A 21,447-nucleotide genomic window follows, 5' to 3' on the forward strand; every position below is an offset into this window, starting at 1 on the left:
CGGCGAATACTTACTGGGTGGCGCCACTTCTTCCTCGTTTCCTTGTTCAGGACAACCCTATTGGGTGCCTGTCCGGAAACTTCGTGGCCCCTCAGCCGGTTGAGCAGCCGGGAAAGCACGATGGCGCTCTCGGTCCGGTCGACGGGGGAGGTGGCGCGTACCCGTTGGATGGCCAGTTCCAGATGGGGGATGTCTTTGGCAAGCATGTGGAGCACTGCGTCGGCCGCTCCGGAGACGGTGCAGGCTTCGATGACTTCGGGGATGTCTTCCAGGGCTTGGCGCAGTTGGGCGGGGGTGGGGTTGCCGGTGCAGTAGACCTCGACGAATGCCTCGGTGTGCCAGGCCAGCGCCTGGGGGTCGACGAGAGCGGTGAAACCGCGGATCGCGCCCGTGGCCACCAGGCGGTCGAGACGCCGCTTCGCAGCGGGAGCGGACAAGCCGACCGCCTGGCCGATCTCGGCGTACGTGGAGCGGGCGTTGCGCAGCATGCAGCGGATGATCGCTTGGTCGATGGTGTCCATGGCTTGACTCCAGGCGTCAGGAGGGCACTGCAGAGACGCAACAAAGAACTACTTCGCTGTTGACATTGCAAGAAAACAACGGTGAATCGCAGTGAATGGCGATTGTTTGCGCTGCGGCCGCAACCGTAGCCTCCGGCTTGTCCTGATGTCACATGCCGGGAGAGCGTCTCGATGACAGCAAACGTGAGCGACATGGAAGCGTCCGCGCTGGCCGCAGTGGACGAGGCGGGCATCGCCCGGACTCTGCAGGAACTTCTCGGCGTTCCCAGCGTGACGGGGAGTGCCGCGGAGTCCGAGCTGCAGCACATCCTGGCCCGGCACCTGGAGCGGTTGGATCTCGATGTCGACCTGTGGTCCATGAACCTGCCCGAGCTGCGTGCGCATCCCCGCTTCCCGGGCAGCGAAGCCCCGCGCACGGAGGCGTGGGGCCTGGTGGGCGACACGCAGCAGCAGGGCGACGGGCCGATCCTGGTCCTCCAGGGCCATGTCGATGTCGTCCCTCCCGGGGACCTGACGCAATGGACGGGGGACCCGTTCCGGCCTCGGGTCAGCGCCGACGTGGTGCACGGCCGGGGAGCGTGCGACATGAAGGCCGGCGTGGTGGCGATCCTCGCCACCCTGGCCGCGATACGGACAGCGGGCGCGAAGCTGCGCGGCCGGGTGTCCGCGCACTTCGTCGTCAGCGAGGAGGACGGAGGGCTTGGAGCGTTCGGCACTCTTGAACGCGGTCACACCGGTGACGCCTGCATCATCACGGAACCGACCAGCGGCGCCCTCATGACCGCGAACGCCGGTGCCCTGACTTTCCGCATCGAGGTACCCGGCCGCGCCACCCACGGCAGCACCCGGTACGCGGGTGTGAGCGCCATCGACGCCTACCTGCCCATCCACCGCGCGCTCGCCCATCTGGAAACCCGCCGCAACACCGACGTCGCCCCCCTGATGGCCGAATACCCCATCGCGTACCCGCTGTCCGTGGGCACCGTCCGGGCCGGTGACTGGGCCAGCAGTGTGCCCGATCTGCTGGTGGCCGAGGGAAGACTGGGCGTAAAGCTGGGCGAGGATCCGGCCCAGGCGCGCACCGAACTGGAGGCGTGCGTGGCCGAAGCCTGCGCGGACGACCCGTGGCTGCGCTCTCACCCCGCCAAGGTGACGTGGCCCGGAGGCCAGTTCGCCAGCGGACAGCTGACCGCCGGGCACCCGCTCGCAGCCCTGGTCGGCGACGCGTACGCCGATGTCACCGGCGGCCCGCGACCGCCGGAGCGAGGCGCCCCCTATGGCAGTGACCTGCGGTTGTACTCGGGGACGGGCATCCCCACACTGCAGTACGGCCCCGGCGACGTACGCCTGGCGCACAGCCCGCAGGAACAGGTCCGCGTCAGCGAAATCGTCACCGTCACCCGGGCACTGGTACTGGCCACACTGCGCGCAGTCGGCACCAAGTAGTACCGCCAACCCTCTGGCCAGGCGGTTGCCGACGCCTTCGTATGCGGGATGCCCCTACGGGAAGTCAGCGGTGGTCCTGACCGGCAAGGGAAAAAACCGACAGGGAAAAACAGTCTCTTGTAGGTCTGTTCACGCGAGTTCCGACGGCAGGTGTTGCACGACTTCGGGAGGCGCCCCGCCCGGCCGTGGTCGATGGTCACAACACCAGGAGACACCTCGTCGTCGCTCCTACGGCCGGGCGGCCGGGTGGAGGTGACTGTCGCCGGGCCGCGCGTCGACCTCAGCGCGCCTCATAGGGTGGTCTGTTGTTCGATCGTTTGGAGATCCGCGTGTTGCCGCCGGGACCCCGGTTGACTCGGGTGTGGGGTGGCAGGCGGGTTCTGCCCAGTGCCGGGCGCTTCGCTCTGGCTGAGGAGGCCCCGTACGCGATCAGCCAGGTCAGGGGCTGTTGAGGTCGGCCGCAGGGGCTCGCTGTTCGTGGCAGTACTCGTCGCGCACCTGCCCGTAACCGGGGACCCGCACAGCCGCCAGAAGCCTGCCCCAGGCGCTGGCGTTCACCTCGATGGTCCGGGCGACCGCCCGCCGTGCCCTCTCGCTGCGGGCGGCGGTCAACTGCTCGGCATAGTGCCACGCGTTCTGGCGCCAGAGCACCAACAGCTCGTGCGTACCCAGTCGTGAGACCGGGTTCCACCGGCCGTCGGCCACCGCGAGCAGTGGATCTTAGCGGCGCACGATGTCGGCCACCGCTGGTCCGTACGCACGGTCCAGGATCCGTTCCGCCCGGTCGAAGTCGCCCTTGCGAGAGTGGCCGTCTTTCCCGACAAGCCCCAAGGAGGCCAGCACGTAGGGCATGTCGCGCTGGATATGGGCGTTGGCCCCCAGCGACGCGTCCTGCCCGGCATTGGTGTCACCCGCGCGCGCTGCGGCGAAGGCGATGCGCCAGGCGTCCGGCACCGGCTGAACGTCCCGGTCGGCCTCGTATGACCGCAGGTAGGCGTCGACGAATGCGTCGTTGCGCTCGCCTCCTGTCCACGACGGTTCGGCGAAGAGGGCTGGCTGTTCTCGCAGAGTGTCCCCCAGGGCCTGCTGCACCCGCACGTACAGCGCTGTGAACGGCGCCCGGTGATCGCAGCCCTGCTGCTCTCGCACTGCCGTGAGCGATCGCGCGTGCACAGCCACACACGCCACCACCGGCCCGCTGCACGGGGCCTGCCGCCCACCCTTCCCTTCCGCCCCCGCCGGCACTCCGCCGTTGACCCACAGCACAGCCGTCGCCACCGCCGCCGCACCCGTGCGCGCCAAGCTGCTCACCCGCACACCGAACACCTTCCGCAGGAGAAAGCGGGGTCGCCGCCCCTGGCCGTGCCCAACGACGATGGGCCGACCGGGCGACGCAGTTGGCGTGAGCACCGACAGCTTTCCGCTCCGGCCGGTGCGGGTGAAGACGGTACCCGCGGGAGGGCAGCGATCAGCCGAACCGCACGCTGTTGGGCCTGTACGTGCCCCAGGTGATTCCGGTTCGTGCTGGGACGAACTCGGTGACGCTGCTGCAGGCAAGACCGGTGTAGAGGGTGGCACCGGTGTCTGTTTGGTTGTCGACACCGACCGCGGGCTCGTTGAAACCGATACACGGACCGTCGGGAGGATTGAAGATCACGCTGGGTACGCCATCCGTGCCGGTGTAGTCGAATCTGCCCGTGGCGGCCTGGGACGATGTCGGTAGGGCCACGGCGACCAGCATGGCTGCGGTGAGGGCGCCGAGGATGGCAGGGAGTCGTCGCACGGTCTCTCCGGGGTCTCGGAATTCTGGCCGGCGGCCATGTGTTGCTCATGAACATGACCCGTGGTGTCCTTCTGCATGTGGACGAGGCGATGGCGCACAGGCGTGAGCGTGGGGGCGCGTAAGAGCAGCGTCCCGTGTTGGTCTTGGAGTGCGAACGCCCGACCACCATGAAGCCAAGGCCAGACAGTCTGTGATCACAACAAAGATCATTAACGGACTGTGGACGGAGCCCTGGGCAGCAAGGGCGTGAGGACCGCGCGCGAGGCGCGGTGGGGGCGCGCACTGTCCTTTCTGTTTCCTGGTTCGAGCCGTACCACCTTGGGGGCCCTGGTGCCGTCTGGAACCGTTGCGCTCATGACCATCAGACGTATTCCGGCGACGCGCCTCGGTCGCCTGGCCCTGATTGCGGGGGCTGCTCTCGCGCTTTTCATCGCGCTGCCCATGAGCAGCGCATACGCCGCCGCAGGCACGTTCTTCTATCACTCGTCGGTGGGGGATTTCCAGATCAGCGATCCGCCCCTCCGCGTGTGCGAGCCGCTCCATGATGGAGCGACCAATGCTTCGAACCAGACCAACGCCACTGCCACGCTCTACTTCGAAGGCAACTGCCAGAACGCCTGGGGCAGCCTGCAGCCTGGCCAGTTCACCGACTTCTTCGGCGACCTCCCCCACAGCGTGAGCTTCGGCTCGTAGCCGCCTCCCAGCGACGGCGGCACCCGCCGGCGTCCGAGTGCGGCAGGGGATTCCGTTGTCTGAAAGACGCCGTGTACAAGCTCGACAGCGGCGTGGTGACCTTGATCAATCTGTGGTGGGACCCGCCACAGACGCGCGGCGTAACGGGCCTGCCCTCGGGGGGCCCGTTACACCACTGCCCTTGAGAATGTGACGGGACGGCCGCCCGTCAGCGTTCCGCAGCTCATCGCTGGCACAGGTCTTGTTCTGCGGCCCGGCCGCGAGGAGTGCCTGGCCCTGCTGGCCAGTGGTCCCATGGGCCGCATCGGTTTCACCCAGCGGGCGTTGGCGGTGATGCGCCCGGTCGACCATCTGGTCGACGGCGAGCCGTCGTGATCCGTACGCACGGCGGATCGGTGCTGCTGCACAACTCCGCGTCGACCGGGGGATGGTGTACGAGGGGCCTTCTCATGCGCTCACCGCGTCATACCCACCGGCGGGCAGGAGGCGGCGCGGACCTCCCCAGGCGCTGCGCCGCCTCCGTCCCAGCCCGGTTCGAATACCCCGGGACTTGGGTGCCACGCATCGTGGGCTCGGCGAGCGCGCCATGGCGTCATCGCCGACGCCAGGTGGTGTCCCAGGGCCCACTTGAGCTGCCCCGTCTCCTCATACAGCACCTCGGCCTGCTCCCGACCGGCAGGCCGGAGAGGCTTCCGAGGTGTTGGCCCGAGCGCCGCGCTTCCTGCTCCAGGTGATGCCGAGTTCGATGTCGCCGTGGATGTGGCTCAACACGCCGATGGACGGGGTCATCCACGTCGATCCGCGTGTTGAGGATCCGGTGCGTTCCCTCCTGCGGCAGCGTGGCATACCGATGGTCGGCGAAGGCCGCCCGCCCCAGCCGCACTGGGGCGACGCGTGGGTGGACACCGACCACGAAGCGGGCCTGCACCTCCTGCTCGACCACCTCACGCAGCGCGGCGCCCGGCGGATCGGGCTCTCCGTGCCCCTGCACGACGATGCGTACCCTGACCTGATCGCGCACGCCTACCGGTCCTGGTGCGACAAACACGGCTTGTCCGGCCTCGTGGAGGAGTACGCCCCGCTGCCCGATCCCTTCGCGGTCGAGCAGGACGCCGTCGGCCGGCTGCTCGACCAGGATCCAAGGCCGGACGCGGTCGTCGGCGTCTACTCCGACTCCGGTCACAACATCCTCGCCGCGGCTCGTCGCCGCGGTCTTCGAGTGCCGAGGGGTCTGCTGGTGGCGTGCGTCAGCGAGGATCCGGACCATGCGACGACCACCCCGCCCCTCACCACCCTCAGCCTCAATCCGGACCGGGTGGGTGCCGAAGCGGTCGACCTGCTGATCGCCGTCATCAACGCCCGCAGCGGCGTCGACCGGCATCGGCTCGTACAGCCGGTGCTGTTCCCTCGACGGTCCACACGTCGCGCGGGCCAAGCGCCCTCGCAATGACTGGACCTCGGTCAGTCGATGCCTTCGACTATGCGGAAGTCGCGCTCGACGCTGTCGGAGAGGACGGCCAGTGCCTCCTGGTAGGCCGCACTCTCGCGCGCCGCGACAGCCTGGTCGAAGCTGTCGAACTCGACCAGGACGGTGCGCTCGGTGATTCCGCCGTCATGCGCGACGACCCGTCCGCCGCGGACGAAGGTCCGACCGCCCCCGGCCTCGACGGCCAGGCGGGCCAGCTTGTTGTAGGCAGCGAGCTTCTCAGGGTCCGAAATGGTGCGGTAGACGCTGACCCAGTATCCCTTGGGCATGGAGCCTCCAGTGTTGGAATGAGTACATCTGACTTACGGGTTGGTCTCGGACGAGCGTTGGCGGGTGAGAGCGGGGCTTGCCTGCGACGAACCCAGCACAGAGAACGGAACGAGGATCAGGGCAGCCGCGCCTGGGAGTGCTCCTGGGCAGTGCTCACCGGTTGGTCGCGGTCGTGATGGGGAGGAAGTCGGCGAAGCGAGGCGCGCCGGGCTCGTGCGGCACGCGCGCGGCGCGCGCGGCGAAGCTGACGGCGTGGTACCACCCGCACAGCAGAAGCAGATCGAGCAGTTCGAGTTCGTCGAAGACCGACGCGAGTCGTGTCCACAGCGCGTCTTCGATGTCGGAACGCTCGTGGAGCGCGTCGGCGGCGAGGATGAGCAGCCGTTCCCGCTCGGACGTCCAGCACGCGTCAGCGGGGCCGCCGTGCACCAGGGATGCCGCCTGCTCGCGGGTGAGCCCGACCCGCTCGCCGAACGTCATCATGTGCACGCCCCACTCGTACTCACAGCCGCACAGCACGCATGTCCGGTCGATGGCGATCTCGCGTTCCCTCATGGTCAGGGTCAGTTGCCGGCCCAGCTCATAGCGCCCCCAGCCGTGCATGGCGCCGGCCATCGGGGGGTTTCTGGCGAACATCCGGAACAGCCCGATCGGCGGCACGTTCCCGGGCATCATGCGCGCGAGCAGCGCGTCGGCCTCGTCGGCGTACGGCGGTTCCAGCAGGGCTATTCGCGACATCGGCGCTCCCGTTGAGGTTGTTTCGAAATCCGAAACACACCAAGGATGCTAGTGTTTCGGATAACGAAACGCAAGGAGGGGCATGCCGACACCGCGCCCAGGAACACCGGTTCGTGGATCGACGACCGGCCGTCCGCTCATGGCCGCGATGGACCTCTTCGGCCGTCGGTGGGCGCTGCGCGTTCTCTGGGAGCTGCGTGCGGGTCCGCTCGGCGCCCGCGCACTGCTGGCGCGGTGTGAAGGACTGTCATCCAGCGTCCTCTACCAGCGGCTTCGCGAACTCACGGCAAACGGAATCATCGCCCCCTCGGCCGACGGCTACGAGCTCACGCGCTCGGGGGCAGAACTCAGTCAGGCCCTCCGACCGTTCAACGAATGGGCGATCGCCTGGGCGCAGGCGCAAGAACAGAACGAAGAGGATCCTGCGGAGGCATGAGGGTGGAACCGGCGGTGGGCGGGGGAGCGGGCGCCGGTCGGGCGCAAGGGTCACGGCACTGCGATGAGTAGGCAGGGTCTGCCCGTCACGATCGTCCGCGCGTGCATGCGCGAGGGGCAAGGCGGTAGTCCCACCGCGGTACTGGACGAGGCGCCGCTGAGTGACGATGAACGCCGTGGTGTGCCGGTTCGGATGGGAACCTCGCACGCCGTTTTCGTGTCGGTGCACGACAGCCGACGAGACGGTCCGGATGTGTCCCTCCGCTTCTTCACCGCCGAGGGAGAACTGCCCGCGTGCGGTCATGGGACGGTTGCAGCTCTGGCTTTCCTGGCCGAGCGCGCCGGGAGTCGGGAGAATCGAGTCACCATCCATGCGGCAGGGCGCGTCTTCCCTGGTTGGTCCGTACGGGAGAAGACGCATGTCCATGCCGCCTTCGACCCCGGTCCGGTAGACCTGCGCAGGCCCACAGCGATCGAGTGCGACCTTGTCCTGCCCGCTCTCGGTGTCACCTCGGGCACACTCGCTCCCGGTACCCGCGTCGCCTCGGTGGGGCGGTCGCGATTGCTGGTTCCCCTCACTACGCGGTCCGCTCTCACCACCCTCAGCCCAAACTTCGAACGCCTCCGTGCCGCCTGCGACCGTCTCGGGCTCCTGGGCTGCTGCGCCTACGCGGGACCGACGCCCAACGGCCGCGTCGCCGCCCGCATGTTCGCCCCGTCGATCGGCGTCGAAGAAGACATCGCCAACGCCAACAGCACCGCCTGCCTCGCAGCGCACCTGGCCGGCCAGGGCATCAGCGACATCGCAGTCGACATGGGTGACTCCCTCGGCAGCCCCTCCACGATCACCGCCACCGCACACCCCGACCCGTCGGGGCTGCGGGTCCATGTGGGCGGCGCCGCGGAAGTCACAGGCAGCATCCGCATGCCATGACCGGTCGGCAGCTCATCAGCGGCCGGGATGTCAGGCGATCGTCACACTCATGTCTGCGCCGAGGACGGCGCCCTGCAGGCGCGGGGTGCGCTGCCCCCCGCCGGCCGCGGTCGCCGTCGCGGGCGCGGACCGGGCGAAGGTGCCGTCGGTGGCGGGTGCGTGCGGGGAGTGCTCGGCGGAGCGGTCATGCCTGGCCCTGTCTTTCGATGTGCGCGGCGTGATCGCCGGCCATCGGCCGCGCCCGGGCCGCCTCCGCAACGGCTCTTCCCGCCCGCAGAGCGGCAACGGGATCAGCAGCCTCGTCGAGCTCGACGAGGACAATGTCGGCGCCGGGCGTCCGGGACATCGCGTCGGCCCATGCCCTCCAGTCCACGATGCCGGTGCCCAGTTCGGTCATGTAGGGCTGTTGCTGGGCGAAGACCGTCTCGTCGATGGTGAGTTCGACGTCGATCGGCTTGACGGCGTCTTTCCAGTGCGCGAGCGCGATGCGCCGGGAGTGACGGCGCGCGACGGCCACGGGGTCGCCCCCGCCGAGCGCGATGTGGCAGGAGTCGGGGCACAGCCACACGTAGCGCGGATCGGTCAGGGCCATGAACAGGTCGATGTCCCTCTCGTACCAGAGGGTGCTGTTGGACTCCGTGTGGAAGGCGAGTTTCACGCCGTACCAAGAGACGGCCTCGCCGACCGCGTGGGCGATGTCGGCCATCCGGGTCATGTACGCGGCGTCCACGAAGAACGGCGGACGCGTCCCGAACGTCGTCCGCATCGGCAGTCCGGCGACGAGCACGTCCGCCCCCGCCTCGGCGAGGAAGGCGGCGCGTCGTTCGGCGTCGGCGACGATCGCGGGGAGGTTGCCGCTCTGCCGCCAGTCGGGGGCGTCGCTGCCGGCGACGAACGCGCTCACCACGGACAGACCGCGGGCCGCCAGTTCGCGGCGGAGGGAGGCCGCGCTGCCGAAGGCGCGCAGAACCGAGTCGATGTCGCCGGGTGCGAAGGTCAGCTCCAGGCCGGTGACGCCGGCCTGAGTCAGCGCCTCCATCACTCGTTCCCAGAAGGGCCGGGGATGGTCGCGGGCCCAGTCGCGCAGGGCGTCGGCGGAGTCCAGCCCCCAGAAGTCCGGATGGTAGAAGGTGATGACGTCGGTCGCGAAACGCGGTGTCAGCGGATCCAGCAGTGTCATACGGTGCCTCCGCGGGCGTTGTAGACGGTTACGCCCTCGGCGTCGACGGCGTCCCGGTAGCCGCGGAACACGGCGAGCGCCTCGTCCCGCAGCACATCCCGTACGACCTTGATGCCGCGTGCCTCGAACTGATCGGCCCAGTCCGCCCCGAGCGGGCCCTCGTCGAAGGTCGTGATCTCCTCCAGGTCCGGCCCCTCACCCGCGACCACGAGCCCCCGCACCCCGGACCACATCGTCGCGCCGTAACACTGCACGCACGGACGCCAGTTGACGACCAGCTCGTGCGCCGGCATGCCCTCGCCGCCGAGGTCCCAGCCGCCGGTCGCCGTCTGGGCGAGGCCCAGCGCAACGACCTCGGCGTGCGCGCTGGAGACACCGGAGGCGAGGACCACGTTCACGCCGACCGAGATGATCCGGCCGGTGTCCTGCTCGGCGACGAGTGCCGCGAACGGACCGCCGTTGCCCTCCCGCCAGTTGCGGTCGGCGAGGCGGTGCACGAGGTGCATCCGGCCCTCCCGGTCGGGGATGACGGCTGGCACGTCGGCGAGTTCGTCGTCGATCCACGCGGGTAGCGCCACGCGGTACTCCTTCTGGATGTCGATCACGGTTCCAAATCCCTCTCAGTGGGCGGCGGGCGCGGTGATGCGTTGAGCGACGGCGCGCGCGGCCCGTACGGCGGTCACCGCGCCGGCCAGCGTGACGTTGGCGGCCATCGCGGTGGGGATCACGCCGTTGCCGGCGAGATACAGGTTGTCGAAGCCCCACACCCGGCCGTCGGGGTCGCACACGCTGGTGCCGTCGTCGGCACTGCCTGCCCGGACGGTGCCTGTCTGGTGCAGCGACGAGCCGGGCGGGAGCAGGGCCAGTTCCGTCTCGGGATCGAAGGTGCCGAACTCCTCGGCGAGGCACTGAACTTGGTCCATTGCCCGGCTGATGAGCTCGCGGTCGGCGTCGGAGTAGCCGAACTCGACGGTGAACCGTGGCATCCCGGCCAGGTCGGTGTCCGACTCCGAGAAGACGAGCCGGTTCTCGGGGCGGGACTCGACGGGGGCGTAGAGCGACAGACCCACCGAGTGCGCCAAGGGGCGGTCGGCCTCGTCCACGTAGGTGCGGTTCATGATCTGGCCGTGGAACGGCTGCTCCGCTCCGTTCTGCGGCAGCCAGAGCGAGTCTGTGGCGAACTCGCCGGGGAGCGGCATGGGCAGGGCGTCGAGGCCGATGCCGAACCGGTCGAGGTCGAGCAGCACCCGGGCGCTGATGAAGGCGTGCTCGTTGAGGTGACGCCCCAGTGCCGGGGGCCGTATGCCGGACGCGAACAGCAGTTGCGGGGTGCGCAGGGCGTCGGCGCACACCACCACGGTGTCGGCGAGGAGTTCGGACTCGGCGCCGTCGGAAACGCGGCGCAGCCGGGCGCCGGCGACTGTGGCGCCCTCGGCGACGAGGCATGTGGCGAGGGTGCCGGTCAGGAGTGTGAAGGCCGGGTCCCCGCCCCCCGCGATGGGAGGGAAGATCGTGCCCGGAGCCGTGCGCCGCATCGGTCCCGCCGGTGTCGCGGTGACCGCCATCGGCATCGGCTGCGGCCGCCGGTCGGCCGGTCCGACGCCGTCGTAGCGGCGGCGCAGCACGTCAAGCACCCGCTGTCCGACCGGGGTTGGGCCGATGGCGGCGGGCGTGACCGCGAGCAGGCGGCGCGCGGTGTCCAGATCCGTTGCCCAGCGGTCCGGGTCGCCGAAGTCGAACACCTCTTCCCCGGCGGGCCAAGGGGTCGCGGCGGTCCAGTGCACCCCCATGCCGCCGGCGTTCCACGCGAGGGCCGCAGCCGGCATCGCCTCGGCGTCCTCGCCGAAGGCGAGCGCGTGGAACATGCCGGGTGCCAGGCCGGTGATGCCGTCCGCGACGTCGCGCACCACTTCGGCGCCCGTGTACAGACCCTGGATGCCGGTGGCGACCCGTTCGTTGTAGCGCGACCACAGGTCCGGGTCGTCGAGGTCGTGCAGGTGCAGGCCGGGAGACGGTCCGATCGGCCGGCCGCCGTCGACCATGGTGATGTCCAGCGCCGGATCGGTGTCCCGCAGCAGCCGGGCCACGACGGACCCTATGATGCCGCTGCCCACGATGAGAACGCCGGTCCTGCTGGTGCCGGTCATGGTCGGGCTCCTGTCCTGAAACGTGGTGTGGGGGGAGAAGTGCGGGTGGAATGCGCGATCACGCGCTCGGGACGGGCGGGCCGAACAACTCGGTGTCCATGTGGTCGAGCACGAACTTGACGGCGCCGATGAGCGGACCGTCAGAGCCCAGAGCGGTGGCGCGCAGTTCGACGGCGGGGGTACGGGCGCCGCGCATCGCCTCGCGTACCCGGGGCAGCAGTACGTCGGCCGCGTCCTCCAGCCCCCCGCCGAGCACGATGAGCGACGGCGCGACCGTCCACGACAGCGTGGTCAGGATCGATGCGATGTTCTCCACGAACTCGTCGACCTCCGCGAGCGCTGCCGTATCGCCGGCCCGAGCCGCGTCGAAGCGGCCGAGCGCGACCCTCCGCCGGACCGGATCCGGTGAGGTCAGCCACGCCACGGGACGGTCCTCGACCGAGCCGGCCGGCAGCGACACCGCCTCGGCGATCTCGCCCGCGGCGCCTTCGAAACCACGGTGCACGTTCCCGCGTATGAGGATGCCCAGACCGGTCCGGTTTCCCAGCATCGCCCATACGACGTTGTCGTGGTCACCGGCCGCACCCCGCCAACGCTCGCCGAGCGCACCGAGATTGGTGTCGTTGTCCGCGAACCACGGCACGCCGATGCGCTGCCCGAGTTCCTTGGGCAGGTGCACGCCTTCCCATCGCGTGGTGTGCACCAGACGTCGTACGACGCCGTCGTCGTCGATCGCGCCACCGCTCGCGATCGCGCCGGCCCGCAGCCGGTCGGCCGACCCGCCCGCGTCGTCGAGCGCCTCAAGCACCAGCGCCGCCGCGTCGTCGAGCGTGGCCTTCGGATCCTGGTAGGCGCGCAGCGGCCGGTGCGCCCGGCCGACGATGCGGCCGCGCACGTCGGCGACGACCGCGGACACGTCCTGGGTGGTGATGCGCACAGCCGCCAGCAGTGCGTGGTCAGCCCGCAGTTCGTACCGGCGAGCGGGGCGTCCGGCACAGCCGCTCACCGGCACTCGGTCGAGTTCGCTCACCCAGCCCGCGTCGACGAGTGAGTCCAGGACGACTTCGATGGTGCGGCGGGACAGGCCGACTCGCGCGGACAGCGCGGCCAGCGTCATCGGCCCGGCCGACACCGCCAGCGCGCGAAGGATCACCGAGGTGTTGACCCGCCGGACGGCGCTCTGGTTCATCCCGGGCATCAGCACACCACCACCGGGTCGAACACACCCGTGGTGTCGGCCGCCGGCGTCGCGCCGGGCCTGCCGTACTCGCGCGCGGGGTCGCCGAGCCTTCCGGTCGCCGGCTCCCAGGCCGGCGGTCGGCCATGGACGAAAGCGGCCAGGTCGGTGTGCATGGAGGTGGCGAGTTCCGAGGGGGGCTGTGTTCCGAGGGCTGCGGTGGTGCCCGGCGCGTCGAGTACGTCGAAGAAGAACGGGATGTCGGCGCAGTGCACGGCTCCGCCGAGTACGGGGGAGGGCCATTCGAAGGAGTACAGCCAGGTACCGGCGGTGGCGTCGCGACGCGCGGCGGCCGCACGGGGGCAGGCGGCGCGCAACAGGGTGTCCGTCACCCGGGTGCCCGCCGCGCGAGCGGCGGCGTTCCGGACGCCTGGGGCGCTGCCGTCGAACTCGTCGCCCGTCGCGCCGAGCAGCAGTGGCACGTCGTGTCCGTGCATGGCCAGTCCCTCGGCCATGGGGACCGGAAGGATGTCGTCGCCGACGACCGGACCGAGCACGAGGGGGTTGTCGTCGACACGTTCGCTCCGCAGCAGACGGACGCCTTGCTGCACGCTTTCCACCGTGAGGCCGCCGAAGCCGTCGCGCGTCGGGGGCACGCCGAGCCGGTCACCGAGCCGCCCGGCGAAGGAGCGCGCGGTGTCCGCGTCCATCTCGAAGAAGCCGCCGGACACACTGACCGCGCGGTGGAAGCGCCCCTTGCCCAGGGGCGAGGAGAGCAACGCGAGCACCGCCCCGCCCCCCGCCGACTGGCCGGCCACGGTGACCCGGTCCGGGTCACCGCCGAAAGCCGCGATGTTCTCCCGCACCCAGTCGAGCGCGAGCAGCAGGTCGCGCAGCCCGAGGTTCGGGGGCACGCCGTCCACCGGGGCGAACCCGTCGACGCCGAGGCGGTAGCCGGGCGTCACGGTCACGATTCCGTCGCGGGCGAAGGCCCGGCCGTCGTACCACGGACTGGCCGGGCTGCCCGCGAGGAAGCCGCCGCCGTGGATCCACACCAGCACCGGGCAGGACACACCGCCCATGGGGGCGACGACACCAAGGTTCAGCACGTCGTCGCCCGGCACCGACGGCTCCGGAATCGTGGTCGTGGCGAACAGCGGCACGCGCTGCGAGGTGGCACCGTGCCGGGACGCGTCGAACGACTGAGTGAACCGGCCGCGTGGCACCGGGGCCGCGAACCGCCGGACACCGACGGGTGCTTCGGCGAACGGGATGCCGAGGAAGCGCCGTACCCGGCCGGTGCGGCGGCCGATGACCGTACCCGCGGGAGCCTCCACCACGTCCGCCGCCGTCACCGCATTCCCGTTCCGGAGATGCCCTGCACGAAGTAGCGCTGCAGGAACAGGAAGAGGATGAGGACCGGCAGCATCACGACGATCGCCCCAGCCAGCATCAGGCCGTAGTCCGTGACGTGCGCGGAGGCCTGGCTGGTGGCGGCGAGGCCCACCGGAAGCGTGTAGCTGGAGGTGCTCTGGGCGACGATGAGCGGCCAGATGAAGTTGTTCCACGAGTAGAGGAACGACATGATCGTGATCGTCGCGACGGCGGGGCCCGCCAGCGGCAGGAAGATCCGGAAGAAGATCCGGAACTCGCCCGCCCCGTCGATCCGGGCCGCTTCCAGCAGTTCGTCGGGGACCGACAGGGCGTACTGCCGCATGATGAACACGGACAGTGGCAGCGCCGCACCGGGCAGGGCGATACCGGTGAGGGTGTCGGCCAGGCCCAGGTCGACGGTGATCACGAACTGGGTGACGAACACGGTGGTGAACGGCACCATCATCGCAGCCATGACCGCGCCGAAGGCGAGCCGCTTGCCCGCGAAGTCCAGCTTGGCGAGCGCGTAACCCGCGGCCGACGCCGCCACGATGTTGCCGGCGACGACGATGACCGCGACCACGATGCTGTTGACCAGGAACCGGCCGAAGCCCTCGGTCCTGAACAGTCGTACGAAGTTGTCGAGGGTGACGTGGCGCGGAAGCCAGGCGCCGGGGTCGGAACGGATCTCGCCGAGGCTGCGCAGCGAGCCGCTGAGCACCCAGACGAACGGCAGCAGCGTGAGCACCGCACACAGCACGAGCGCGCCGTACAGCAGGGGGCGGGCGACGGGCCGGCGGCGCTCCTGCGTCCGTTCGCCTGTCATCTCGGCATTGCGCGGTGCGGCGATGGTGGTCATGCGCGAGGCCTCAGCATTCGGAACTGGACGATGCTCACCAACGTCACGAGCAGGAGCATCACGAAGGACGCCGCGGAGGAGACGCCGAACTCGCCGACGCCGAACTCGTGGTAGGTGTACAGCGCCACCGACTCGGTGGAACCCAGCGGGCCGCCGCCGGTGAGCAGATACGGCTCGTCGAACACCTGGAGGTAGAAGACGGTCAGCAGCACCGACACCATGAGCGTGGTCGGCATCAGCAACGGCAGGGTGATGTGCCTGAGTTGACGCCACCGGCCGGCCCCGTCGAGAGAGGCGGCCTCGTACACGTCCTGCGGCACCGCCTGCAGACCGGCGAGGAACAGCACCATCGCGATGCCGAAGTTGCGCCAGACGCCGAGGGCGATGACCACGGGCATGGCCAGGTGCGTGTCGTCCAGCCAGTTCGGCCCGGCGAAACCGATGGCACCGAGCACCTTGTTGACGGTGCCGTCGGCGTTGAAGGCGTACTGCCAGATCATGGCGACGGCCACGACGTTCGTGACGACCGGTGCGAAGAAGACGGTACGGAACGTGCCGCGCAGCCGCCGGATGCCGGAGTTGAGCACGAGGGCGAGCGCGAAGCCGGACCCCATCGTCAACGGCACACCGACGGCCACGAACAGGACCGTGTTGAGGATGTCCCGCAGGAAACTCGGGTCCTCCAGCAGCCGGAGGTAGTTCTGGACGCCGGTGAAGTTGACGGCGAGCGGATGCCGTAGGTCCGTGCCGTGCAGATCGGTGAGGCTGAACCCGAGCGCGGCGACGGTGGGTATCGCCGTGTAGAGCAGGAACACCAGGGCGAACGGTGCTAGGAACAGCCAGGCGACAGCGGTTCGCCGGGCGCCCCGGGGCCGACGCGCACCGCGCGGCGTCGCCGGCCCGATGATGGCGGTCATCCGGGGATCACCGCTTGCCCGTGCCGAGACTCTCGGCGTACGCCTGCACGTTGGCGGCTGCCTTCGCGGCGGTCCCCTTGCCCTTGGCCACGGCTTCCATCTCCTTGCCCAGCCGGGTGGCGACCTGCTGCCACGTGCTCACCTGCGGGAACGCCCGGGTGTTCTTCAGCTGCGAGAGAAAGGCGTCCAGCAGTGGCTGGCCCGCGATGGCGGGATTGGCCCAGGCGGAGGCGACGGCCGGCAGCGAGCTGTACGCCTTGTACTGCGCGACCTGGGTGCTCGGCTTGGATATGTACCGGATGAGCTTCCAGGCCGCGTCCGCGTTGCCGCTGTCGGCGAGCACACCCCAGCTGCCCCCGGCGGAGAAGGAGACGCCGCCCGACGATCCGGCCGGCAGGGGTGCGGTGGCGACGTGGGAGGCCGTCCAGCCGGTCTTCTTCGCGACCGCGTCGAGCTGGCCGATGACCCACGGGCCCGTGATCATGCAGGCGGTCCTGCCCGACACGAAGTACGGCTGCGCGTCGAGGAACGTGGGTCCGCTGGTGTCGGCGATGCCCGAGGTGAAGAACGACGCGTTGTACTTGATCGCGTCGACCATCGCCGGCGTGTCGAGCGTCCACTTGCCGCCGGACGAGAGCAGCGAGCCGCCCGCCTGCCAGGCGTACATCGCCACGTCCTGGCCGTTGAAGATGTCCCAGCCGATGTCCGCCCCGAGCCCGTGCCCGGCTCCGGCGCGCTGCAGCGCCTTGAAGAACGGCACCATGTCGTCCCATGTCGTCGGTGCCTTGACACCCGCCTTCCTGGCGAGGTCGGCGCGGTAGACGAGCGCATACGTGTAGGCGTACCAGGGCACCGTGTAGGCGACGTTCTTCACCACACCGGCGTTCCACAGACTTGTGAAGAAGGCGGACGGGTCGACGAGACCGTCCGGGACGGGCCGCAGGATGGACGGATCGAGGAACTGCGCCTGCGACTCGGGGAAGAACTGGGCGACATCGGGTCCCTTGCCCGCCGCGATCGCCGACTGGAGCTTGGTGTAGTACTCGGCGTTCGGGATCAGCGTGAACTTCACCGCGAGCTTGGGGTTTGCGGCCTTGAAGGGCTTGATGACCTTGTCGAGCACGTCGGCATCGCCCTGGGCGGCCCAGACGTTGACGGTTCCCTTGGCCGGGGAGTCGTCGACGGGCTTGGCGGTGGCTGCGGCCGCGGCGTCGTCACTGCCGCGACCGCAGCCTGCCAGAGCGAAGCTGCCGAGGAGGGCTGTGCCGGCGGTCAGCCGTAGGACACCGCGTCTGGAGGGGTGGGACACGTTGGGCTCCTGTCTCAAGGGCGCTGAGCACAGTGGGGATTTCGGGGAAAGTAGCGAATTCGGTCCCAGGGGACGTGATCGTGCCTTTACGGCGTGGCAGCGACCGTAGGGCGGGCGGATTGCCGTGGCATCGCGCATCGGTCACGCCGAAATTTCGGAACTTGTAGCAAAATCCCGCTCTGTCCCATCCGGGTTCTGAGGCCGGCGTGCCCGGCCCTCAGTCGCGGACCGCACCGTGAGCCCGATCGGGCTCACGTTCGTGGGGTGCTTGAGAACGAGCTAGTGCTGTGACCGCGTTGGTTCGCCGGGTTGGTGGTCGTGGCGGTGATGTGGGGTGACGTCTGATCCGACTGCTGGAGGTGCGGTGGCTGAGCCTGTCCGTGTGCGCAGACTGACCGATCAGGAGGGTCAGAAGCTGCAGCAGATCGTGCGGCGAGGCAGCACCAACTCGGTGCGATACCGGCGCGCGATGATGCTGCTGGCCTCTGCCGGCGGGAATCGGGTGCCGGTGATCGCCCAGCTGGTCCAGGCCGACGAGGACACCGTGCGCGATGTGATCCACCGCTTCAACGAGATCGGTCTGGCCTGCCTGGACCCTCGGTGGGCGGGAGGCCGTCCCCGCCTGCTCAGTGATGACGACGAGGACTTCGTCATCCAGACGGCCACCACCCGCCCGACCAAGCTCGGCCAGCCCTTCACCCGCTGGTCGATCCGCAAGCTCGCCGCCTACCTGCGCAAAGTCCACGGCCGGGTGATCCGCATCGGCCATGAGGCATTACGCTGCCTGCTCGCCCGCCGCGGGGTCACCTTCCAGCGCACCAAGACGTGGAAGGAGTCTCCCGATCCCGACCGTGAGGCGAAGCTGGACCGGATCGAGGAAGTCCTGGACCGCTTCCCGGACCGGGTCTTCGCCTTCGACGAGTTCGGCCCGCTCGGGATCCGGCCCACCGGCGGCAGCTGCTGGGCTGAGCAGGCCAGGCCCGACCGGCTGCCCGCCACCTACCACCGCACTCACGGGGTGCGGTACGTCCACGGCTGCTACTCGGTCGGCGACGACACCCTGTGGGGCGTCAACCGCCGCAGGAAGGGCGCCAGGAACACGCTGGCCGCACTGAAGTCGATCCGCGCCGCCCGACCCGACGGCGCACCGATCTATGTGATCTTGGACAACCTGTCCGCCCACAAAGGCGCCGACATCCGCCGCTGGGCAAAGAAGCACAAGGTCGAACTGTGCTTCACCCCGACCTATGCGTCCTGGGCCAACCCGATCGAGGCCCACTTCGGACCGCTGCGGTAGTTCACCATCGCCAACTCCAACCACGCCAATCACACCGTGCAGACCCGGGCCCTGCATGCCTATCTGCGCCGGCGAAACGCCAACACCCGCCACCGAGACGTCCTGGCCGCCGAACGCCGCGAACGTGCCCGCGTCCGCAGCGAGAAAGGCATCCGCTGGGGTGGCAGACCCCTGCTTGAGGCGGCATGACCCCCACGTATCACTGCCGAGAAATGATCTTGATCATGGTGTCGGAGTCCGGCCCCGATTCCACGGTCGTGAAACCTTCGTCTGCTGCTGTTTTATCTCCAGCTGGGAAGCCCAGTACCGCAGTTGCGCTTCTCCAATTTTCCTGGTCGATCACGCCAAAATGCAACGACGTCCAAGGTGTCGAGAGTTCGGCTGGCTGGTGCCCCACCGCCGCCTGGCGCGCGACTATGAAGCCCTCCCGACGCGCTCCACCGCCATGATCTACATCGCGGTGATTGCCCTGATGGCCCGCCGCCTCACCGAGGAATGCACACCACCTGGAGAGTTCTCTGATGGTTCATCAAAGACGCATAACGGGATGAAACCTCGAGAGAAAACACCCTCTGAGCTGCGGAACGCTCACCGCGGAGTGTTGTCCGGGCGCTCGGCTCCGTCGAGCAACCCCCGGACGGCGTCGTTGAATCCCGCCGTGTCGGTCAAGCCGAAGGTCACACGCTGGAGCAGGAATCCGTGCAGCAGACCGATCAATACCCGTGCGCCGCTCTCCGGGTCCACAGTTTGGGCAGTGCCCGCCGCTTGTCCGCGGCGTAGGGCGTCGGCGATGCTGCGACGGACTCTTTCGAAGCCTTCCAAGGCGCGGGCGTGCAGGCCGTCGTTGCGCAGCAGTTCCGACCAGGTCTGCACCACACACTGCAACAGTTCTTCGACCGGCACCACCTGCCCTGCGGCGTCCGTGACGGTCTCGGCGCTCAGTGCCTGAAGGGAGGCGGCGGCCAGGTCGCCCAGGGAAGGGGCGCCAGCGGCCACGGCCACCCGCTCCATCGGCTCGAAGATCAGCCGGAAGGCATCCGCGGCGATGGTCAGGATGATCTCCTCCTTGCTCGCGAAGTAGCGGTAGGGGGCGCCCGCGGAAACGGCGGCTGCGGCGGCGATGTCCGGCATTGACGTCTGGTGGAAGCCGCCCCGCGCGAAACAGCGACGCGCTGCCGCCACAATCTCCGCGCGCTTGGCTTCCCGACGCTCGGGCGTGATGCGCGGCATGGCCCGCCTCCCTCAAAGTGAATGAAGATTCATCTTGACAGGGGAACCGTACCGGGCTCATGGTGAAAATGAAAGGTCATTCACGGAAGCGAGGATCTTGATGAGCACCGAGCTGACCATCGGCACCTACCGGTATGAGCACACCGAGGCGCTCTTCGACGGCCGCGCAAAGATCGAGGGGGTGGACGCCACTTTTGAGACGGAGCCCCTGGTCTCGGACCTCTTCCGGCACATGCTCGAAGGCCGCTACGACATAGCGGAACTCGGTTTGACCTACTTTCTGCGTACATTCGACCTGGAGGACGCGCCATTCATGGCGCTGCCGATCTTCCCGAACCGCAACTTCCGGCACTCCGCCATCTTCGTGAACACCGAGGCGGGGATCGAGAAGCCACAGGATCTCGCCGGCAAGACGCTCGGCGAGTTCGCGCTCTTCGGACACGACGCAGGGGTCTGGCCCAAGGGCATCCTCTCGGACGAGTACGGCGTGACCGTCGACCAGTGCCGCTGGGTCATCGGCGGCACCGACCATCCCATCCCCGCGTTCGACTGGCTCCCGCAGCCGGTACCGGACGGCGTGCACGTGCGGCACGCCGACGACGGCCAGACCCTGGGCGCCATGCTCGAGTCCGGAGAGATCGACGCGCTCATCTCAGTCGACGTGCCCCAGGCCATGTTGCGGGGATCGACGAAGGTCGCCCGGCTCTTCCCCGGCTATGAGAACGTCGAGCGCGACTACTACCGGCGCACCGGGATCTTCCCCCCGATGCACATCGTCGCCGTCCGCAAGGACCTGGTGCACCGTGGCGAGGATCTCCGCTCGGTCTACCGCGCCTTCGTCAAGGCCAAAGACCTGGCCGAACGCACATACATCGAGGACGCCGCAAAGCAGCACATGAGCCTGGTGACCCCCTGGTTCAGCAGCCTGTTCGAACACAACCGCAGCCTGCTCGGCGAGGACTGGTGGCCCTACGGCATGCGCGCGAACCGCAAGGCGGTCGACACCTTCCTGCGCTACCACCACGAGCAGGGCCTCTCCAAGCGCCTGCTGACCAGCCGCGACATCTTCATCCCCGAGTTCCTCGACACCTAGTCGCACCGATCAGGGCCAAAAGCACCCACGAGTCCCGCTAGGACACCGTGTCCCACCACGATGCCATCACCATCAACTGAGACCCATACAGGGCGGCATGGAAGGCGGTGGCAAGCTCGCGGCCGGCTGCCGATCCGGCGTGGAGGGCGTCTGGAGCGGCAGTGGAGACGACGAGAACGACGCGTCGCCGGTCATGCGAGCGATGCAGGAGTGCCTGCAAGCGGTCCTGTGGAAGGCACATAGGTTATTGCTCCCATCGATGAGCCGCTGCCCGCCGGTCTGGTCGTCGTCCGCTGGAGGATCGCCCGCCAGTGATCTCGTCGTGGCCTGGCCAAGGACAGCATGCAGCCCACTGGCACGCGGCTTCGTCCAAGTCGCATAGCACTGCAGACCCATCTGAGACTGGCACTGGTGCTCGTGGACTCAGCTCATCACCACAGCTCAGGGCCGCCAAGGACGAGGGCTGAAGTTCCCCCGTGATGCTGGACACTCGATGCTTACGCTGCGAGGGCGTGTTCCTGCTCGTGTCGCTGCCGGGTCTCCAGCGGGGTGAGGTAG

The 21,447-nt window shown here is 69.0% G+C and carries 22 protein-coding genes and 3 pseudogenes; 9 read left to right on the forward strand and 16 right to left on the reverse strand.

Annotation, left to right across the window (positions count from 1 at the left end; genetic code table 11):
* Nucleotides 1–170 precede the first annotated feature (170 nt).
* Nucleotides 171–521, reverse strand: a pseudogene (locus tag ACWCRD_RS44530) (Lrp/AsnC family transcriptional regulator); the annotation flags it as partial.
* A gap of 192 nt (nucleotides 522–713) precedes the next feature.
* Between ACWCRD_RS44530 and ACWCRD_RS44535 the strand changes: the two are divergent.
* The gene (locus ACWCRD_RS44535) at nucleotides 714–1,967 is read left to right on the forward strand and encodes an ArgE/DapE family deacylase (RefSeq protein WP_450971407.1); all 1,254 of its coding nucleotides are present in this window, start codon (nucleotides 714–716) and stop codon (nucleotides 1,965–1,967) included.
* A 438-nt stretch (nucleotides 1,968–2,405) separates the two neighbouring features.
* Here the strand turns inward: ACWCRD_RS44535 and ACWCRD_RS44540 are convergent, their stop codons facing one another.
* The 3 genes from ACWCRD_RS44540 to ACWCRD_RS44550 form a co-directional block, all read right to left on the reverse strand.
* Nucleotides 2,406–2,672: a hypothetical protein gene (locus ACWCRD_RS44540; protein WP_450971389.1), complete on the reverse strand. Its 267-nt coding sequence runs from the start codon at nucleotides 2,670–2,672 to the stop codon at nucleotides 2,406–2,408.
* 15 nt (nucleotides 2,673–2,687) lie between these two features.
* On the reverse strand, nucleotides 2,688–3,284 hold the full coding sequence (locus ACWCRD_RS44545) for a DUF5995 family protein (protein ID WP_450971390.1): 597 nt from the start codon (nucleotides 3,282–3,284) through the stop codon (nucleotides 2,688–2,690).
* Between the two features lie 151 nt (nucleotides 3,285–3,435).
* The gene (locus ACWCRD_RS44550) at nucleotides 3,436–3,750 is read right to left on the reverse strand and encodes a hypothetical protein (protein WP_450971391.1); all 315 of its coding nucleotides are present in this window, start codon (nucleotides 3,748–3,750) and stop codon (nucleotides 3,436–3,438) included.
* 354 nt (nucleotides 3,751–4,104) lie between these two features.
* Between ACWCRD_RS44550 and ACWCRD_RS44555 the strand changes: the two genes are divergently transcribed.
* The 3 genes from ACWCRD_RS44555 to ACWCRD_RS44565 all read left to right on the forward strand — a co-directional run bounded on the left by ACWCRD_RS44555 (nucleotide 4,105) and on the right by ACWCRD_RS44565 (nucleotide 5,893).
* Complete coding sequence (locus ACWCRD_RS44555) at nucleotides 4,105–4,443, forward strand: hypothetical protein (protein ID WP_450971392.1); 339 nt, start codon at nucleotides 4,105–4,107, stop codon at nucleotides 4,441–4,443.
* A gap of 189 nt (nucleotides 4,444–4,632) precedes the next feature.
* On the forward strand, nucleotides 4,633–4,818 hold the full coding sequence (locus ACWCRD_RS44560; RefSeq protein WP_450971393.1) for a pyridoxamine 5'-phosphate oxidase family protein: 186 nt from the start codon (nucleotides 4,633–4,635) through the stop codon (nucleotides 4,816–4,818).
* Nucleotides 4,819–5,140: 322 nt separating this feature from the next.
* A complete protein-coding gene (locus ACWCRD_RS44565) occupies nucleotides 5,141–5,893 on the forward strand; it encodes a substrate-binding domain-containing protein (protein ID WP_450971394.1) in 753 nt (250 codons plus the stop codon).
* 11 nt (nucleotides 5,894–5,904) lie between these two features.
* Here ACWCRD_RS44565 and ACWCRD_RS44570 read toward each other — a convergent pair whose 3' ends face one another.
* On the reverse strand, nucleotides 5,905–6,198 hold the full coding sequence (locus tag ACWCRD_RS44570) for a DUF1330 domain-containing protein (protein ID WP_450971395.1): 294 nt from the start codon (nucleotides 6,196–6,198) through the stop codon (nucleotides 5,905–5,907).
* Nucleotides 6,199–6,352: 154 nt separating this feature from the next.
* Entirely contained in the window at nucleotides 6,353–6,937 is a 585-nt protein-coding gene (locus tag ACWCRD_RS44575; protein WP_450971396.1) for a carboxymuconolactone decarboxylase family protein, read from the reverse strand.
* 139 nt (nucleotides 6,938–7,076) lie between these two features.
* Between ACWCRD_RS44575 and ACWCRD_RS44580 the strand changes: the two genes are divergently transcribed.
* Entirely contained in the window at nucleotides 7,077–7,373 is a 297-nt protein-coding gene (locus ACWCRD_RS44580) for a winged helix-turn-helix transcriptional regulator (RefSeq protein ID WP_450971397.1), read from the forward strand.
* A 105-nt stretch (nucleotides 7,374–7,478) separates the two neighbouring features.
* Nucleotides 7,479–8,306 carry a PhzF family phenazine biosynthesis protein gene (locus ACWCRD_RS44585; protein WP_450971408.1) on the forward strand — a complete coding sequence of 276 codons (828 nt, stop codon included), beginning with the start codon at nucleotides 7,479–7,481 and terminating at the stop codon, nucleotides 8,304–8,306.
* A 184-nt stretch (nucleotides 8,307–8,490) separates the two neighbouring features.
* Here ACWCRD_RS44585 and ACWCRD_RS44590 read toward each other — a convergent pair whose 3' ends face one another.
* The 8 genes from ACWCRD_RS44590 to ACWCRD_RS44625 are packed head-to-tail and all read right to left on the reverse strand — an operon-like array spanning nucleotide 8,491 to nucleotide 17,269.
* Complete coding sequence (locus tag ACWCRD_RS44590) at nucleotides 8,491–9,468, reverse strand: sugar phosphate isomerase/epimerase family protein (protein ID WP_450971409.1); 978 nt, start codon at nucleotides 9,466–9,468, stop codon at nucleotides 8,491–8,493.
* Between the two features lie 14 nt (nucleotides 9,469–9,482).
* On the reverse strand, nucleotides 9,483–10,091 hold the full coding sequence (locus ACWCRD_RS44595; protein ID WP_450971398.1) for a nucleoside deaminase: 609 nt from the start codon (nucleotides 10,089–10,091) through the stop codon (nucleotides 9,483–9,485).
* 15 nt (nucleotides 10,092–10,106) lie between these two features.
* Nucleotides 10,107–11,633, reverse strand: coding sequence for a GMC oxidoreductase (locus ACWCRD_RS44600; RefSeq protein WP_450971399.1), 1,527 nt, complete (start codon nucleotides 11,631–11,633; stop codon nucleotides 10,107–10,109).
* A gap of 58 nt (nucleotides 11,634–11,691) precedes the next feature.
* On the reverse strand, nucleotides 11,692–12,822 hold the full coding sequence (locus ACWCRD_RS44605) for an ROK family transcriptional regulator (RefSeq protein WP_450971410.1): 1,131 nt from the start codon (nucleotides 12,820–12,822) through the stop codon (nucleotides 11,692–11,694).
* 8 nt (nucleotides 12,823–12,830) lie between these two features.
* Entirely contained in the window at nucleotides 12,831–14,165 is a 1,335-nt protein-coding gene (locus tag ACWCRD_RS44610) for a carboxylesterase family protein (protein ID WP_450971400.1), read from the reverse strand.
* Nucleotides 14,162–15,043 (reverse strand): carbohydrate ABC transporter permease, encoded by an 882-nt coding sequence (locus tag ACWCRD_RS44615; RefSeq protein WP_450971401.1) that lies wholly within the window; start codon nucleotides 15,041–15,043, stop codon nucleotides 14,162–14,164. The genes ACWCRD_RS44610 and ACWCRD_RS44615 overlap by 4 nt, the downstream gene beginning before the upstream one ends.
* The gene (locus tag ACWCRD_RS44620) at nucleotides 15,040–15,960 is read right to left on the reverse strand and encodes a carbohydrate ABC transporter permease (protein ID WP_450971402.1); all 921 of its coding nucleotides are present in this window, start codon (nucleotides 15,958–15,960) and stop codon (nucleotides 15,040–15,042) included. The genes ACWCRD_RS44615 and ACWCRD_RS44620 overlap by 4 nt, the downstream gene beginning before the upstream one ends.
* A gap of 7 nt (nucleotides 15,961–15,967) precedes the next feature.
* Complete coding sequence (locus ACWCRD_RS44625) at nucleotides 15,968–17,269, reverse strand: extracellular solute-binding protein (protein WP_450971403.1); 1,302 nt, start codon at nucleotides 17,267–17,269, stop codon at nucleotides 15,968–15,970.
* A gap of 364 nt (nucleotides 17,270–17,633) precedes the next feature.
* Here ACWCRD_RS44625 and ACWCRD_RS44630 point away from each other — a divergent pair.
* Nucleotides 17,634–18,755 (forward strand): annotated as a pseudogene (locus ACWCRD_RS44630) (IS630 family transposase).
* 10 nt (nucleotides 18,756–18,765) lie between these two features.
* Here ACWCRD_RS44630 and ACWCRD_RS44635 read toward each other — a convergent pair.
* Nucleotides 18,766–18,909: a hypothetical protein gene (locus ACWCRD_RS44635; RefSeq protein ID WP_450971404.1), complete on the reverse strand. Its 144-nt coding sequence runs from the start codon at nucleotides 18,907–18,909 to the stop codon at nucleotides 18,766–18,768.
* Nucleotides 18,910–18,936: 27 nt separating this feature from the next.
* On the opposite strand from ACWCRD_RS44635, the pseudogene ACWCRD_RS44640 reads away from it, so the two are divergent.
* Nucleotides 18,937–19,071: pseudogene (locus ACWCRD_RS44640) on the forward strand (IS5 family transposase); the annotation flags it as partial.
* Between the two features lie 83 nt (nucleotides 19,072–19,154).
* Here the strand turns inward: ACWCRD_RS44640 and ACWCRD_RS44645 are convergent.
* Nucleotides 19,155–19,796, reverse strand: coding sequence for a TetR/AcrR family transcriptional regulator (locus tag ACWCRD_RS44645; protein ID WP_450971405.1), 642 nt, complete (start codon nucleotides 19,794–19,796; stop codon nucleotides 19,155–19,157).
* A gap of 100 nt (nucleotides 19,797–19,896) precedes the next feature.
* Here ACWCRD_RS44645 and ACWCRD_RS44650 point away from each other — a divergent pair, with 100 nt between their 5' ends.
* On the forward strand, nucleotides 19,897–20,889 hold the full coding sequence (locus tag ACWCRD_RS44650) for a 4,5-dihydroxyphthalate decarboxylase (protein ID WP_450971406.1): 993 nt from the start codon (nucleotides 19,897–19,899) through the stop codon (nucleotides 20,887–20,889).
* Nucleotides 20,890–21,447: the final 558 nt, after the last annotated feature.

It is taken from the genome of Streptomyces sp. NPDC002092 (assembly GCF_053593775.1).